Raw genomic sequence first — 13,209 nt, 5'->3', positions numbered from 1 at the left:
AAAGTTATTAAATTGTTAAGTTTAAAAACGTTGGCAAAAATTATTTACCAAAAGCTACCAACACTGGTTTTCCCCTCCAACTTTGCGGCGCAGTTAACCCCATTAGCCAGGCTAATGTAGCGGCAGTATCATAGGTAATAATGGCATCTTTTAACTCGTGGTTTTTTTGTACGCCAGGCCCTGTAATAATCCATGGAATCTGCACTTCATCAAGTGATTTTCCGCCATGTCCTTTACCTGTACCACCATGATCTGCGGTAACTAAGATAACAGTTTCTCCGGCAATACCAGCATCATTAACTGCCTTAACAATTTTTCCAATACGCTGATCTACCAGTTCGAGCTGTTTGTAATAGGCTGGTGTACGATGACCGATAGAATGGCCGGTTTCATCAGGCTCATCAAAATGTAGGAAAGTAAAATAGGGTTTTTCTCTTTTGATAATGGCCGCAGCAGTGTCTGCGCAGAAATCGTCCTTTTCCTTCCCATCTACGATAATATTTACAGCTTCTTTTTCAAACAGGTAACCGATCCCATTCCAACTGTAAATTATAGCTGTTTTAGCCTGCTTTTTCTGATCCCTGATTACGCTGAATATTCCGGGAAATAAACCATAAGAAGTTTTGGTTATGGAAGGAATTTCTGGCACTTTACTATTCCATTCAGTGTAGCCATGCTCAGTAGGCCCTGCGCCCATTAATAAAGAAGCCCAGTTTACCGCACTTGATGATGGCAATACACAACGTGCCTTATCTGTCCACGAGCCATTTGCCATTAGTGCTTTAAGGTTGGGCATATTTGCTTCCTGCAGGGCATAACCCCCAAAGCCATCGCAACCGATTAATACAACATGTTTAACTTTTTTTGGCTGAGCCTGTGCCAAAACGGCTACGCAGAGCAACAAAACAATACTTTTTAAAATTTTTTTCATATTCATAATTTTACCACCCAAAACTAGGAATGGTTTATGAACATGAAGGTAAATATTTGTTAAGTATTTATAAACATTGTTTACTAAATTGCTACTCGAAGAAATATACCACGAGCATTAAAGCTTTGGTATCGCCAACATTTACAGGAGTATGCGAAAGCCTTCCATCAAAAAGCATTGAATCACCCTTTTCTAAAACGATTTTCTTTTTTGCAAATTGATATTCAACCCTGCCTTCAATCATATATTTAAATTCGAAAGCTTCAGTTTTAACCATTGGGCGTTGGGCGTTTACCTCAAGCTCAAGCAATACAAAATCTGCTGTAGAAAATTTAATGTTCTTGGTTAAGATACGCGAATAGTTAAAGCCAACGGCTTGTTCTTTTTCAAATTTCTGATATTGTTCTTTTCGCTTTACCAGTACAGGGGCATCTTTTTTATGGAAGTTGATATCCTTAAAAAAACTGTTCAAATCAATTTGCAAGCTTTTGATTATATCCATCAAAACCATTAAAGATGGGATGGTTCTGCTATTTTCGATCTGAGAAATAAGGCCTTTACTTACTTCTGCCTTATCTGCAAGTTCCTGAACGGTAATGCCAAGTTCTTTGCGTCTTTCCTTAATTTTAACGCTTATTTGTAAAAGAATTTCTTCCTGCATGTTAAAAGTGTATTAATGACGCTAATGTATTATTTTATTCCTACAATCTGATTCCAACCATCGCATTAGTTACGTTTAAACACATTTTTTTTGAGGGCGAAGCGTCAAATTTAGATTTATCACCATGAGCCTGCCGATGGAAATACTTAAAATTATTTAAATTGTTTCGACAGGCTCAATGTGACAGGTGCAAACCAAATTGATCTGATTAATTTACTTATTATCGGTAATGGCCCTTTACCCAATGACGGCCACCATAAGGGCCAACAATATAATGGCCGGGTACCCAATGGGCGCGTGGTGCACGTGCACTTACCACGCATGCACTAAAATTAACTGCCATAACCAATAAGAGCAATGCATTTACAATCTTTTTCATAACCTAACCTTTTTAGTGAAAAAATAATTCGAGCTTTATGCTGTGTGTATCATTTTGACGGGCCGAGCACGGGAAAGGTTTAATTGTCTTTAACTAAAAACATAAGTTATGTTATCCGATAGCTATCGGATTTATTCATCTTCTTTGCATGACAGACCCTGAAATAAATTCAGGGTGACGAGCGACCACTGACAAAAAAAACGGCCTGACCTTTTGGAGGCCAGACCGCTATATATTAGTTAAAAAAAGATTAGAAGCTATATCTCAATCCCAATTGCATCTGGTAACGTGATGCAAAGAAATCTTTCGAATAAGAGGTTACATCTTTTTGAGCGAAGGTATATACCGGATAGGCCGTTGGTGTACCTGCCGTTTGAACCTTAATACCCATACTGGCCATAGAGTTATACGTATTAGGAGAAAAATATTGAATTCCCCAATCCTTGTTTACCAAATTGGTTAGGTTAACAATATCATAAGTTAAAGTAAGTACATGCGGGTGTTTTCCTTTAGCCACCTCAATATCCTGAGAGAAACGGAAATCAGCCTGAACATTCCAAGGGGTACGTGCACCGTTACGCTCGGTAAAATCACCTCGGCGGCTACTTAAATATTTATCACCATTAATGTAGTTATCGAACGCCGAAGCTTGTGCAATACCATCAGGTGTATTGGCAAAGAATTTCTGTGTTTGGCCTACAGCTGGCACATACATTAAACTTACCGTTTGTCCGGTTCCATTGATTCTCGTATTCACTAAGCCCAATGAATATGGTGAACCCGATTGACCACTAAAAAATAACGAGAAGTTAGATACATATTTACCATTTTTAGCCCAATCTAACCTGTAGTTGATGGTAGAGATAATTCTGTTGCGGATATCGAAGTTAGAATAAGCCAAACCTGGATTATTTGGACTAAGGGCCTGGTTTAACTGCCAGTTAGATTCCATAGAGTTACGGATACCATTCGCAATATCTTTCGATCTTCCGTAGGTATAAGCCACCATCATATCCAAACCAATAGGAAGCGATTTACTTACCTGAGCGGTTAAACTGTATTTATATCCTTTATCGGTATTAGATAAAAGATAGGCATTGGTGTACAATGGATTAATTTTGGTACCTGAGTAAATTGGCTGTTGTTTTTGCGTATCGTAAACCATGTAAGTAGGGTTATCTACATAGTTGATCTGTTGAAACTGCACATCTTTGATTACCTGGCTAAAAATTCCTTCAACGGTAAATTTCCACTGATCGTCAGTTTTATAATCGAAAGCTAAATTACTTCTCCATGCTTTTGGCATTTTAAAGTTATTATCAACCAAATCTACCTGTGTTGCACCTTTGGCATCTTTAACATTAACACCTTGGTTGGTTACATAACCTGCTTCGCCATTACCAGTTAAAGCATCTTTAATCGGGTCTGAACCTGCTGCAGGTTTCACAATTTTGGTTGGATCTGAATTGGTATAAACATACGATTTATCAAATGCACCATAGTTTACACCATTGTTGTAATATGCATAACCAATCCATGCAAAAGGAACACGGCTGGTAAATAAACCTGTACCACCGCGCATTACCAAACTTTGGTTACCCAATACATCGAAATTAAAACCTACACGCGGAGAAATCTGAATTTTATTTAAAAATTTTCCAGTAATTGACGAGGGTTGTGTATACGTATAAGTTGTTCCGTAATTGGCATCAACCGGAGAGTTTGTGGTTTTTGAACTTAACGAAGGCATATCTGGTAAGTTTGCCATATCGAAACGTAAACCTGGAGTTAATTTAAAACGGTCGCCTATGCGGATTTCATCCTGACCATAAACGCTGTACATGTTCACATTAAATTCTGCAGTTGGGTTGGCAATAATGTTATCGCGGGTATTGTCATCATAATTATAACTTGTACGTACCCTGTTTGGCTGATTGGCCAGAAAATCTGCAACACTGCTATAAGCTACACGGCCGTTCCATGAGTTTACAAAACCATAGTTAATTTTATAGAACTCGTTGTGTGTACCTACGGTAAAAGTATGGTTACCGCTGCTGTAAGTATAGTTATCGGTAAACTCGAAAGTGTTTTGTTTCATGTTAAAGATACTGGCCTCACGGTCGGTACCTAGAAACAACGTTCCACCGTTGGAAGCAATTTCGATTTGCGGTACAGCTGGGTTAGATAGTGGATCACGGTAATCGTGAACGGTAGAATAACCTACAATTAAGTTATTTGTAGCTGAATTTCCGAAACGTGTTTTAAGGTCGGCAACTGTTGAAGTTTGATTGTTGTTCTGCCTAAAATCGATACCACCAAACCTAAAGTTAGACTGATCTCTTTCTAAGTTTGTGGCTTTCGAAATGATGGTATTGTTTCTAATGGTCAACTGCGTGCTTTCGCTGATATTCCAATCTAAACGGTTAAAGAATTTGTTCGATTGTGAATAGATATTGTAGTTGCCAAACGAACCTGCATCAATGCCGTAAGCGGTTTTCATACGGTCAGAAATCTGCTGCGCCTCAGTTAAGGTAAGCAATTTCATATCCGATGATCCTGCACCTAAAATTACCGGATCCTGACGGCGGGTAATCTCCTCATTGGTGAAGAAAAACAATTTATCTTTAATGATTGGAAAGCCTACACGGAAACCAGTTTGATAATCGTGGAAAGCAGAAGGCTCTTTGCTGTTATCGCCAATTTTATTCCTGCCGATTAACGAAGCATTACGGCCATAGCCATAAACCGATCCTACCACTTCATTTGTACCGCCACGCGTTACCGCATTAATACTACCGCCTAAAAAGTTACCCACTTTAACATCGTAAGGAGAAAGCAAAACGGTAACATCCTGAATGGCATCAAGCGAAACGGGATTGGTACGTGTACTGCTTCCAGGCATGCCCGAACTTCCGCTCTGCCCACCCAATGAGGGACTAAAACCGATGGCATCATTATTAATCGCACCATCAATGGTTACGTTATTGTACCTAAAATTGGTACCGCCAAAGGTATTGTCTTTACTGCCTTGAGGGGTAACTCTTGTTACATCCTGCAAACTGCGGTTCATGGTTGGTAAGGTTTTTATCTGCCCTTCGCCAATACTGGTACCTGCGCCAGATTTTGTTCCGCCTTTTTGACCTTTAACACTTACCTCTGCCAATTGGTTGCCTTGCTCCTGAAGATCGATATCCAATTTAACATCAGCACCCAGGGTTAAGTATATATTTTCTTTAACAACCGGACTATAACCAACAAAGGTTACCGTGATTTTGTATGGTCCGCCGGGATTTAAATTGCCGATGCGGTATAGGCCGTTTTCGTTCGACGAACCTTTTGATACTGTACCTGTTGGAACGTGCACCATAACGATGGTTGCCCCAGGGATGATGCCTTTGTTATCCTTAATCTTTCCGTTAATGCTGGATGTTGTAACCTGCGCCTGAGCAAATGTGACCAGTAGCACAAGGATACTTACCAGGGATAGTATACGTGATTTCATTTTCTGTTATTTTATTTTGGTACAAAACAACAGCCTTAATGTTAATTCAATATTAACATCAGATTAAGTTTAACCTTGTGTTAACAATATAAAAACGGAAAATAAATAATAGGAAAACAATTCCTTAACAGCCCGGTTTCGGGCAGGAATAAGATTTAGAGCAATATGCTCAAATATCAAAGTCAAAGATGAAGATTTGATGAAGTTTGCAGTTTTCAGTTGGCGGTTTTCTGTTACCAGTTAACTGATTTTAAAAAAATTAACTGTTCCACTCAGATAAGCAACTCGCTATTGAACCAATAAACCTTATGTATTACCTTTGCAATAATGACAATTAGATTAGCTAAAAAACAAGATATACCACAAATAATGCAGTTGGTAAGCAAGGTTGTGCCGTTGATGCAGGCTGCCGGAAATTTTCAATGGGGAAATGATTATCCGAATCCTGAAGTATTTACCGCCGATATTACCATAAATCAGTTATGGGTTGCCGAGCTGGAAGAGCAGATTGTTGGGGTTTCGGCCATTACAACAGATCAGGATCCGGAATATGCCGATGCGGGATGGAATATTAATGATAAAGCCATTGTTACGCACCGTTTAGCAGTAGATCCCGATTGCCAGGGAATGGGCATTGCCAAAGCGTTAATGATGCAGGCCGAAGTTGTGGCTAAATCATCAGATATTACCATTTTAAGGGTTGATACGAATAGCGAAAACAAAGCCACTCAAGCACTTTTTCCTAAACTTGGCTATCAGTTTAGCGGCGAAATCAGTCTTGCCAAACGCCCAGGACTACGATTTTTTTGCTATGAAAAGCTTTTGTAATTAAACCCTTAACGAACCGCGGAAACCTCTGGCGGCATAGTATGATTGCGCACCATTGTGGTATACAAAAACATGATTATAACGTCGGTCGGCAAATAACGCTCCGCCGAGTTTTCTAATTTCAGGAGGGGTAACAATCCAGCTTGATGTTTTCACATCAAACGCTCCCAATTGCTGCAAAGCCCTGTACTGCTCTTCATTTAAAAGTTCAATACCCATAGCCGCGGCCATATCAATTGCATTATCAGCCGGCTGATGTTCTTTTCTGGATTCTAAACCTTCCAAATCGTAGCAAACACTCCTGCGGCCTTTGGGACTTTCTGCAGCACAATCGAAAAAAACATATTCGCCTGTGGCGTTATCATAAGCGACTACATCAGGTTCACCTCCAGTTATTTCCATATCATCAAGTACCCACAACTTTTGCGGATTGGCTTCGAGTTTTTGCTGCACATTGCTCCATTGCATACCTTTATGCCTGTTCATATTTTTTTCAAAACGGTTTTTTAAGGTTTGCATGAGCGCTTCGGTCTGTTCGAACGATAACTCTTTTTTATTGGTCTTTATTTCATTCATAACTTGGGTAAAAAATTGTGTAATCACCAGAGTTAGTCATTCAGCCCTTTTCCATTTAAAATATGCGGCAGGTATTTCTCAACTCTGTTCTCGCGGGTTTTGGCTTGTTTAGGTGCACAAAAATGTAATAGGTAAGCCCTTTGCCGTCCGGGTGTTAATGCCTCAAATGCAGTTTTTAAATCTGGCATACTGTTTAATTTACTTTGAAACTCTACCGGAATTTCATATTCTGTAGTTTTTTTCAATTCTACCTTTAATCCAGCCTTTTCTACTTCAATTGCTTCATAGATATAGGTTTTTAAAACAGGTTTTAACTCGATTATTTCCAATGTACTGGTAAACCTAATTTGCCTTGCCGATTGCACATTCTCCGTCTGCTGGATCAATATGCCATTTTCATCCTTCAATAAAGCACCTTTAAAAAACAAAAAAGCACAGTATTCTTTAAAATCGTGTATTAAAACAATATTGCTTCCTTCGAACGTGTAACATGGACAGCCCCACTTTAATTCTTCGTTAAGTCCGCAATCAAGGGCAATTGTTCTTAATATAATAACCGCCTCTTGCCATTTTTTGGCTTTGTTAAAATAAAAATCAACTTTAGCATTCATCGGGTTATAATTAGCAGGAACAATCTTTTATATATGCTGGTCTAAAATAACAGGATATTATATGCCCATTCTATTAGTTAATTTAAATTTAGGAATTACTACAGCAATTCAAAAAACTTTCTAAAGATATAAGAAAGGTTATATGAGCTTATATTTTTCTATCGTGCCCTGATATTATCAAAGCTGCGGTTATTTTATAATACGCGATGGCTTAATTGATAATTGTCAGTCTGAGCGGAGTCGAAGAACTTCTCGCCAGCCTTAAATGAAAAAAGCCAACTCGAAAGTTGGCTTTTTGGCTCCCTCTGCTGGGCTCGAACCAGCGACCCTCTGATTAACAGACGGACGCCGCCCATTGCTAACAATATGTTTGCCAATTAGTTACAACCTATCAAAGAAATTTTGTAATGTATTTGTAACGGTTTTTTTTATGAAGATAAGAATTTCTTTTTGCACATAATTTCCCAATTCCTTAACTTTTACCATAATTAAATTTTGGTTCTAAGCCTCGCTACTTGCGATTTGATATTGCTTTGACTACTCTTTCAGGAAAGATGATAGCAAACGATTAGCAGTGATGCAGATTTAGACTTTTAAATAGCTGATCAATGACATAGATCACTATACCCTTTTCAAATGATTAGTAATTTGATACCTTGAATTTTACCGTTTTACTTTGAAAGGTTGTGTACACCATACTACATCTTAAATTACTTTAAGTTACGGGAAAAGCCTCTCTACGGGCAGCAAGCATTTTCTCATATAGCTCTTGAATAGTTTTCTTTTTGCTGGCTTCGATCTTCTTCATCCAGTATGCTGATCCGCCTTTTGGATTGTATTTACATCCGAACTCCATCAGTTCTACCATCAGCGGTATCAGGTCAAGCCCTTTATCCGTCAAATAATAAAGAAACTTGGAAGCATTGCTTTCAGAAACCTTTTTGATCAAATAATTCTCATCCAATAGTAAACTGACTCTGTCTGATAAAACCGAGGGCGCAATGTGTTCGTCAGAAGCCCTCCATTCGAGCCAGGAATTTTTGTCTCCAAAAATCATATCTCTCAATAATAACAAAGTCCATTTATCTCCAAAAACGTCCAGTGTGTAGCCTACAGGACATGTCGATCTGCTTCCAATTGTTTTCATAATGTCATTAAATTAAGTAGTACATTTTTAATACTACTTTGTGTTTATGTTTGTGGTATCGAAATAATACCACAAATGTACACATAAATGTTGCCAATAAAAAAGTTGCAGTATCTGCATTCGCTAATATGTAACATCATTTTATCAAGTGACAAATTATGACTTTGTAATGAACTCAATTATTATTAATTAAAAAATCATGAAAGCAATTCACCTAACAGCTATTGGAAATCCGATAGAAAATTTGAAACTAGTAGAAATCCCTACACCCACTGCACCCAATTCAGGTGAGGTGATCATTAAAATGGAATATAGCCCAGTTAACTTTAGCGACCTGATGGTGGCTAAGGGTGTTTACTTTGTGCAGCCTGAATTGCCTGCCGTGATCGGTGGTGAAGGTGTAGGCGTAATCACTGAGATCGGCCCAGATGTAGATCATCTTAAAGTTGGCGATAGGGTTGTATTACCTTTTGGTACATATGCCTGGGCAGAATTTGTTAAAGCTCCAGCTGAAAAATTGTTTGCATTATCTTTGACATCTGATCCCAAACAAGCTGCAATGGCATCAATCAATCCACCTACAGCTATACTATTACTTGATGAATATGCCAAGCTAGAACAAGGTGATTGGATAGTTTTAAATGCAGGAAACTCAAGTATAGCTAATGTAATTTTCACATTCGCTAAGGCACGGGGTATTAAATGCGTTGCAATTGTTAGGCGACCTGAGGCTGTTGAGGCTGCCCGTCAGGCAGGTGCGGATGTTGTTGTAGTAGAAAGTGAAACTGTTGTACAAGAAGTAAAAGAGGCTACTGGCGGTGCTAATATTAAGCTGGGTCTTGATGGGGTAGGCGGAAAATCCTCTGCAATATTAGCCCAAATTCTTGGACAGGGAGGTCATCTGGTAGCTTATGCTGTCTTAAGCGGACAACCTTTAGTGGTAAGCCAGGTAGATCTTATTGTTAAACGTTTAAAAATCCATGGTTTCTGGATGTATTTGTCTGAATTTCTTCCAAAGCTAGATGCCGCTGCCCGGGAAACCGATTCATTAATGGCATCCGGCTCCATCAATGTGCCTATAGCAGCTTGCTATCCGCTAAGTGCCTTTAGCGAAGCTGTAGAACATTCTATCAAAGGCGAAAAAGTCTTGCTTGACTTTACTTTATAATCAGAATCAAAAAAACAATAGTTTGGGAACAGGTTATTTATTAACGAATTAATTAGCTGTGAAAAATAAATGTTTAAGATTGACATTCAGCAAAGTGTAGTCGTAATATTGATCTGAAACTGGCATGCGCGAATATTTCTTTAGCACAGGACGGATTTTGCCGCAAAAGGGAAATGATGCTATTGGTGTGTAGAATCCTCGGAGTTTTATTATAATGTCTGAATGAATTCTCGCTGAAGACTGATATTACAAGCTTAGTAATTTGAAAACGCTTTTAGTTTTCGACAAACTCTTCCATTATTCTCTAACCAGGCAGAGAGATACCGTCGAGGTAGGGCCAGTTATGACTAATAATTTAATTAAAAGAGAGGAGGCTTTATTAATCCTTCTCTCTTAAAAATCAAAATGAAAAATAATAACAGATGTCCGTTAGGGATAAATGAAAAAGTTTTTCGGGTCTTAGACCAAAAAGTTGCTATAAATTTTGCTATAGTCGCTGAGCTAGATTGTAATGAACCGGAAGAAGCCTGGAGACAGGCTATGGATAGTGCGCAGTTAAGGCACCCAAATCTTTCTGTAGAGATCATTGGCAGCCATTATTCGAATTTAGCATTGAACTTGTAGCAAATTGCCCTATTCCACTTACTACTGAAAGAAGAACTTAAAACTATCAATCAAATAAAACGAAATGGTAAAAATTATATTAATAACCGGGGCCTCAAGAGGATTCGGTAAATTATGGGCAAAGGCTCTTCTACAGCGTGGTGATAAAGTTGCTGTAACAGCGAGAAAGCTTCAGGATTTAAATGACCTGGTGACGGAATTTGGAAGTGCAGTGTTTCCAATTGAACTTAACGTGGATGATCGGAAAGCGTGTTTTGCCGCTGTTCAACAAGTTAAAGATCATTTTGGACGTATTGATGTTGTGGTCAATAATGCGGGTTTTGGTTTGTTCGGAGCTGTTGAAGAAACTACGGAGCAGCAGGCACGCAACCAAATGCAAACTAATTTTTTTGGTCTACTTTGGATTACGCAGGCAGTTTTACCAATAATGAGAGCCCAGCAAAGTGGACACATTGTCCAGGTTTCCAGCTTCCTGGGTTTAATTACTATTCCATTTCTTGGTTTGTATAATGCTTCAAAATATGCAGTTAATGGTTTGAGTGAAACCCTTGCTAGCGAAACTAAAGCTTTTGGAATAAAAGTCAGCATAATAGAGCCAAATGGCTATTCAACTGATTGGGCTACTATATCTTCAGTTCACACAGAGCCTCAAGAAATTTATTCTCTGGGTAAAAAAGAATTTGAAGATTCACTAACTCCTGATACCTATGGGACACCTGAAAACACTGTGTCAGCTTTTCTACAGCTCATTGACAGCGATAACCCACCTTTACATTTTTTATTGGGGAAAAATGCCTACGCGGCAGTAAAAGATGTTTATTCGGCACGTATTGCTGAGTTTGAAGACTGGAAAGAAGTTGCCATAAGGGCCCACGGTTTTCATTAATACTGCAGCATCATTCTGTTTTTATCAATATTACTTTGGTTTCATTTATGGCTGCTTGCCTAATTACTGCACTTAACTTTTCCTGATGGGCGTCTCCCCATTGCCCAAGGGCATTAATTATTGGCATTAAACTTTCACCCATGGTCGTTAAAGAATATTCAACTTTAGGAGGTAACTGAGGGAAAATCTTCTTGGTCACCAATTCATGTGCCTCCAGCTCATTCAGTTGCATATTTAAGACTCGCCTTGATGCATCTAGGATTTGGCGCTGTAATTCGCCTGGCCGTTTATGACCCTGATTAATAAAGTATAGAAGACGTATTTTCCATTTCCCGTAAAGAACCTCTCCCAATACGTCCAGACCGCAGTTAAGTGATGGTTGTATTTTTTTCTTATATGCCATATTGCAAAGGTAAAACATATCTTCAAGAATGTCTATACGGATAAATTTGTCCCTATTGAATCGTTTTTCCGTACTTGTTTCACCCGCGCTTATCCTCCAATTTTGCCTTATAAAAACAAGAAAATGGAAAATTATAATCATAACAACGAATTAGCAGGAAAAATCGCTTTGGTTACAGGTGGTACAAAAGGTGCGGGACAGGCAATCGCAGAGCGACTTGTCAAGGCGGGAGCAAAAGTTATCGTCACGGCGCGTAATCATCCCGAAAAGATAAATGATGCCTTCACATTTATCGCCGCGGATCTTAGTACAGTAGTTGGTACAAACCAAGTATTAGAAAAAATTAAATCACTGTTTGGAGGGGTAGATATTCTAATTAACAATATGGGCGGTTCTGAAACACCCGGGGGCGGATTTAGCGTATTAACAGATGAGCATTGGGAGCAAACGCTGCAAACTAATTTTTTTGCACCTGTTAGACTTGATAGGGGCCTTTTACCTTCAATGCTGAAAAAAGCGTCAGGTTGCATCATTCATATTGCTTCTATACAAGGGAAGCTGCCATTATATGATTCAACTTTGCCATATGCTGCCGCAAAAGCAGCATTAATAAATTACAGTAAGGGCTTGTCTAATGAACTCGCATCTAAAGGAGTAAGAGTACTTACAGTGTCTCCGGGATGGATTAAAACCACTTCTGCAATTAGAATGATGGAACGCTTAGCAGAAAGTTCAGGTGTAACAATAGAAGAAGCAACACAAGGGGTGATGGATTCTTTAGGTGGAATTCCCATGGGCAGACCTGCCGAGCCAGAAGAAGTGGCAGAGTTGGTTGGATTCCTCGTTTCCCCCAGAGCGTCTTACCTTACCGGGACAGAGTTTGTCATCGACGGAGGTACATTACCAACAATTTAATTTCAATTAAAAAAATAATAAAATATGGAAATCAAGAATTTAGAATTGCCACCAATAATTACCGCATTGATCAACAGTCAGAATGAGCATGACAGCACAGCGTTTGTAGCCTGTTTCATGGATCAGGCAGAGGTGTTTGATGAAGGAAAACACCATAAAGGATCCCAAGAAATTAAAGCATGGAATGAACAAACCAATAGCGAATACAATACGCAAAACGAGCCAATAAGCTTTGAGCATACAGATGCTGGGGATGTTCTTACACTAAAGGTATCTGGAAATTTCAAAGGAAGCCCAATTCAATTAAAATATAATATTATAATTCAGGATAATCTTATCTCTTATCTATCGATAGCATCATAATAGGTAGATCGGTTTGATCTTTCTGTAACTGTGATTTATAACATAATCACGAGTTATAAAGTTGGTTATCGACGTAATATTCAACCACTCTATACTGTTATCAACTGTATTTGTACAAGCAATGTCATTTGCAAAAGTAGTATTATAATAATACTTCTTATTTAATATATTTGGATATGCAGGTGCATGTCCTGTGACAATACAGTCAGAGGATT

General features: G+C 38.7%; 14 protein-coding genes. 6 read left to right on the top strand and 8 right to left on the bottom strand.

Annotated features, from left to right (window positions below; genetic code table 11):
- Positions 1 to 40: 40 nt before the first annotated feature.
- The 4 genes from ACZZZW_RS04960 to ACZZZW_RS04945 all read right to left on the bottom strand — a co-directional run bounded on the left by ACZZZW_RS04960 (position 41) and on the right by ACZZZW_RS04945 (position 5,473).
- Entirely contained in the window at positions 41 to 931 is an 891-nt protein-coding gene (locus tag ACZZZW_RS04960; RefSeq protein ID WP_055908370.1) for an alkaline phosphatase, read from the bottom strand.
- A gap of 91 nt (positions 932 to 1,022) precedes the next feature.
- Positions 1,023 to 1,592, bottom strand: a complete 570-nt coding sequence (locus tag ACZZZW_RS04955; RefSeq protein WP_055908373.1) for a helix-turn-helix domain-containing protein — start codon at positions 1,590 to 1,592, stop codon at positions 1,023 to 1,025.
- Positions 1,593 to 1,812: 220 nt separating this feature from the next.
- Positions 1,813 to 1,971 (bottom strand): hypothetical protein, encoded by a 159-nt coding sequence (locus tag ACZZZW_RS04950; RefSeq protein ID WP_200912295.1) that lies wholly within the window; start codon positions 1,969 to 1,971, stop codon positions 1,813 to 1,815.
- A gap of 250 nt (positions 1,972 to 2,221) precedes the next feature.
- Positions 2,222 to 5,473 (bottom strand): TonB-dependent receptor, encoded by a 3,252-nt coding sequence (locus ACZZZW_RS04945; protein ID WP_055908376.1) that lies wholly within the window; start codon positions 5,471 to 5,473, stop codon positions 2,222 to 2,224.
- A gap of 327 nt (positions 5,474 to 5,800) precedes the next feature.
- Between ACZZZW_RS04945 and ACZZZW_RS04940 the strand changes: the two genes are divergently transcribed.
- Entirely contained in the window at positions 5,801 to 6,301 is a 501-nt protein-coding gene (locus tag ACZZZW_RS04940; protein WP_463492458.1) for a GNAT family N-acetyltransferase, read from the top strand.
- Here ACZZZW_RS04940 and ACZZZW_RS04935 read toward each other — a convergent pair whose 3' ends face one another.
- The 3 genes from ACZZZW_RS04935 to ACZZZW_RS04925 form a co-directional block, all read right to left on the bottom strand.
- Positions 6,302 to 6,877 carry a DUF4256 domain-containing protein gene (locus ACZZZW_RS04935; RefSeq protein ID WP_055908390.1) on the bottom strand — a complete coding sequence of 192 codons (576 nt, stop codon included), beginning with the start codon at positions 6,875 to 6,877 and terminating at the stop codon, positions 6,302 to 6,304. It abuts the gene before it with no gap.
- Between the two features lie 32 nt (positions 6,878 to 6,909).
- Positions 6,910 to 7,488 (bottom strand): YdeI/OmpD-associated family protein, encoded by a 579-nt coding sequence (locus ACZZZW_RS04930; protein ID WP_055908393.1) that lies wholly within the window; start codon positions 7,486 to 7,488, stop codon positions 6,910 to 6,912.
- A gap of 715 nt (positions 7,489 to 8,203) precedes the next feature.
- On the bottom strand, positions 8,204 to 8,635 hold the full coding sequence (locus tag ACZZZW_RS04925; protein WP_055908394.1) for a winged helix-turn-helix transcriptional regulator: 432 nt from the start codon (positions 8,633 to 8,635) through the stop codon (positions 8,204 to 8,206).
- A 199-nt stretch (positions 8,636 to 8,834) separates the two neighbouring features.
- Here ACZZZW_RS04925 and ACZZZW_RS04920 point away from each other — a divergent pair, with 199 nt between their 5' ends.
- The 3 genes from ACZZZW_RS04920 (at position 8,835) to ACZZZW_RS04910 (ending at position 11,313) form a co-directional block, all read left to right on the top strand.
- Positions 8,835 to 9,803, top strand: coding sequence for a zinc-dependent alcohol dehydrogenase family protein (locus ACZZZW_RS04920; RefSeq protein WP_463492457.1), 969 nt, complete (start codon positions 8,835 to 8,837; stop codon positions 9,801 to 9,803).
- Positions 9,804 to 10,208: 405 nt separating this feature from the next.
- Positions 10,209 to 10,427: a hypothetical protein gene (locus tag ACZZZW_RS04915; RefSeq protein ID WP_055908400.1), complete on the top strand. Its 219-nt coding sequence runs from the start codon at positions 10,209 to 10,211 to the stop codon at positions 10,425 to 10,427.
- 64 nt (positions 10,428 to 10,491) lie between these two features.
- The gene (locus ACZZZW_RS04910; RefSeq protein WP_055908404.1) at positions 10,492 to 11,313 is read left to right on the top strand and encodes an SDR family NAD(P)-dependent oxidoreductase; all 822 of its coding nucleotides are present in this window, start codon (positions 10,492 to 10,494) and stop codon (positions 11,311 to 11,313) included.
- A 10-nt stretch (positions 11,314 to 11,323) separates the two neighbouring features.
- Here ACZZZW_RS04910 and ACZZZW_RS04905 read toward each other — a convergent pair whose 3' ends face one another.
- On the bottom strand, positions 11,324 to 11,716 hold the full coding sequence (locus ACZZZW_RS04905) for a winged helix-turn-helix transcriptional regulator (RefSeq protein WP_055908407.1): 393 nt from the start codon (positions 11,714 to 11,716) through the stop codon (positions 11,324 to 11,326).
- 123 nt (positions 11,717 to 11,839) lie between these two features.
- Between ACZZZW_RS04905 and ACZZZW_RS04900 the strand changes: the two genes are divergently transcribed.
- Together ACZZZW_RS04900 and ACZZZW_RS04895 are read left to right on the top strand one after the other, a co-directional pair.
- Positions 11,840 to 12,631 (top strand): SDR family oxidoreductase, encoded by a 792-nt coding sequence (locus ACZZZW_RS04900; protein WP_055908410.1) that lies wholly within the window; start codon positions 11,840 to 11,842, stop codon positions 12,629 to 12,631.
- A 24-nt stretch (positions 12,632 to 12,655) separates the two neighbouring features.
- Positions 12,656 to 12,994, top strand: a complete 339-nt coding sequence (locus ACZZZW_RS04895; protein WP_055908413.1) for a hypothetical protein — start codon at positions 12,656 to 12,658, stop codon at positions 12,992 to 12,994.
- Positions 12,995 to 13,209 lie beyond the last annotated feature (215 nt).

Source organism: Pedobacter sp. AC379 (genome assembly GCF_979258145.1).
Note: the sequence above shows the minus strand (reverse complement) of the source record. Positions and strands in the feature narration are given on the sequence as shown.

Bases quoted from the DNA above. Each gene is read 5' to 3' on its own strand.
- ACZZZW_RS04950 (WP_200912295.1), bottom strand. From the start codon at position 1,971: ATGAAAAAGATTGTAAATGCATTGCTCTTATTGGTTATGGCAGTTAAT.
- ACZZZW_RS04960 (WP_055908370.1), bottom strand. From the start codon at position 931: ATGAAAAAAATTTTAAAAAGTATTGTTTTGTTGCTCTGCGTAGCCGTT.
- ACZZZW_RS04915 (WP_055908400.1), top strand. From the start codon at position 10,209: ATGAAAAATAATAACAGATGTCCGTTAGGGATAAATGAAAAAGTTTTT.
- ACZZZW_RS04900 (WP_055908410.1), top strand. From the start codon at position 11,840: ATGGAAAATTATAATCATAACAACGAATTAGCAGGAAAAATCGCTTTG.
- ACZZZW_RS04920 (WP_463492457.1), top strand. From the start codon at position 8,835: ATGAAAGCAATTCACCTAACAGCTATTGGAAATCCGATAGAAAATTTG.
- ACZZZW_RS04905 (WP_055908407.1), bottom strand. From the start codon at position 11,716: ATGGCATATAAGAAAAAAATACAACCATCACTTAACTGCGGTCTGGAC.
- ACZZZW_RS04955 (WP_055908373.1), bottom strand. From the start codon at position 1,592: ATGCAGGAAGAAATTCTTTTACAAATAAGCGTTAAAATTAAGGAAAGA.
- ACZZZW_RS04910 (WP_055908404.1), top strand. From the start codon at position 10,492: ATGGTAAAAATTATATTAATAACCGGGGCCTCAAGAGGATTCGGTAAA.
- ACZZZW_RS04895 (WP_055908413.1), top strand. From the start codon at position 12,656: ATGGAAATCAAGAATTTAGAATTGCCACCAATAATTACCGCATTGATC.
- ACZZZW_RS04935 (WP_055908390.1), bottom strand. From the start codon at position 6,877: ATGAATGAAATAAAGACCAATAAAAAAGAGTTATCGTTCGAACAGACC.
- ACZZZW_RS04945 (WP_055908376.1), bottom strand. From the start codon at position 5,473: ATGAAATCACGTATACTATCCCTGGTAAGTATCCTTGTGCTACTGGTC.
- ACZZZW_RS04940 (WP_463492458.1), top strand. From the start codon at position 5,801: ATGACAATTAGATTAGCTAAAAAACAAGATATACCACAAATAATGCAG.
- ACZZZW_RS04930 (WP_055908393.1), bottom strand. From the start codon at position 7,488: ATGAATGCTAAAGTTGATTTTTATTTTAACAAAGCCAAAAAATGGCAA.
- ACZZZW_RS04925 (WP_055908394.1), bottom strand. From the start codon at position 8,635: ATGAAAACAATTGGAAGCAGATCGACATGTCCTGTAGGCTACACACTG.